Here is a 1,716-nt window from a genome sequence, read left to right as displayed (position 1 = left end):
CTTATCGCCGGGCATCGCCGTCACGCGGCCGCGAAGAAGGCGGTACTGAAGACGGTGCCGTGCATCGTCCGGTTCGACCTCGCTGGCGACGACCGGGCACAGCTCGAAGTGATGCTGACCGAGAATCTGCACCGCTCAGATCTCAACGTCGTGGAGGAGGGCAACGCGTACCAGTCTCTGCTCGAGTTCGACGACGTCGACCTCAAGGGGCTCGCTACCCGCACCGGTCACAAGCAGAAGACGATCAGGGATCGGATCAAGCTCGCGAATGCGCCGCAGACGTTGCGGGACAGGCTCGTCGCTCGTCAGGTCACGATCGAGGACGCGCTCGCGCTCACCGAGTTCGCGGACGATCAGGCGGTCTACGACCGTCTCGCTCTGTTCCTCGGCACCTCGAACTTCGCGTTCAACCTCGAACATGCCCGCAAACAGCGCGAGTGGGTCAAGCGTGAAGCGAAGCTCGTGAAGGAGCTGACCGACAAGGGTGTTCGTGTCGTCACCAACGAGGAGCTCGACGAGGAGGTAGCGGTCGCGAGCGAGAAGGCGGAGACGGACCCGACTGTCGAGACGTTCGAGTGGTACGAGATCGACGACGAGGACGAGGTGCCAGAGGGTGCCGAGCGGGCTGCGATGCCGGACCGAGCTTCCGATGACGGCGTCCTGTGGTTCTACAAACACGTCTACTCCGGCGGTGCTGAGGTTGCAGGCAAACCCGAGCCGAAGGCTGAGACTGCCGCACAGGTGCAGGCGCGGGAAGAGCGAGACCGGAAGGTCAAGCTCGACGAGGATCTGCGGACAGCCGCAACGGTGCGCCGCCGCTTCCTTGCGAAGGCTGCATCCGAAAGTGACGGCGATCTCGCAGTTCGATGCCTACGCCTGTACGTGATGGATCGTTCGACCCGATCCGGATACACCAAGTCCGCAGCCATGGAACTTCTCGGTGTGCCGCCCATGACGAAGGACGACGACGCCAACGACCACGCCGAGATCGAACGCCACGTCAACAAGATGACCCTTCCGCAACTGGCTGTGTCGGCGTACCTACTCGACAACGTCATGCAGGAAGACCACCTCGCCAACAGTTTTCAGTGGCAGCGCGATCCCTACCCGGCGTTGGAGGCATGGCATCACGACCTGATCGAGGTGTTCGGGTACGAGTACTCCGACGTCGAGCAGGGTCTGCTGACTGCTCGCGATGCGGCTGCGGCCGATGCGCAGGAGTAGCGGGTGGACTCCGCCGCTCTCACTGCCGCACAGGAGTGGTTCCTGTCCCTCCCTCCGGAGCGGCAGGTCGGTCTCCACCGGTACATCGCGGGCAAGGAAGCGGCCCCGCACACCGAAGTTGAAGGCCAGCTCGCCATCCCTATCCCCGGACAACGACACCACCGAGCAGGAAGGACGTAGACCATGAGTGACGTCATCATTACCGTCGGAACCGCAGACCTCCGCGCGGCGCTCTCGTCGGTCGTCGTGCACGCCGGCAACGACGAACACCTACCGACCTACACCCGTGTGCGGTTGCTCGTAGACCCGGTCAACCTGTGGGTCATGGCCACCGACCGGTTCTCGATGGGGCAGGCGATCGTGTCGATCTGGGAGCAGGTCGAACCGGGCCTCGCGACGATCGATGTTCTGCCGGAGGACGTGAAGAAGATCCTCTCGATCTTCAAGGCCGGCAAAGAGAAAGCAGACTCGGATGCCCCTGAGTTTCAGGTG

1 protein-coding gene and 1 pseudogene are annotated in these 1,716 nt (G+C 63.2%); both read left to right on the top strand.

Going from position 1 to position 1,716, the window contains the following annotated elements; translation table 11 throughout:
• A partial coding sequence (locus tag ASG84_RS27840; protein WP_327213089.1) for a ParB/RepB/Spo0J family partition protein occupies positions 1–1,224 on the top strand: 1,224 nt, incomplete at its 5' end.
• Positions 1,225–1,407: 183 nt separating this feature from the next.
• Positions 1,408–1,716 (top strand): annotated as a pseudogene (locus ASG84_RS20355) (hypothetical protein); the annotation flags it as partial.

The sequence above is a fragment of the Rhodococcus sp. Leaf278 genome (genome assembly GCF_001426085.1).
Lineage (GTDB): Bacteria > Actinomycetota > Actinomycetes > Mycobacteriales > Mycobacteriaceae > Rhodococcoides.
This window is presented reverse-complemented; position numbering and strand designations above follow the sequence as displayed.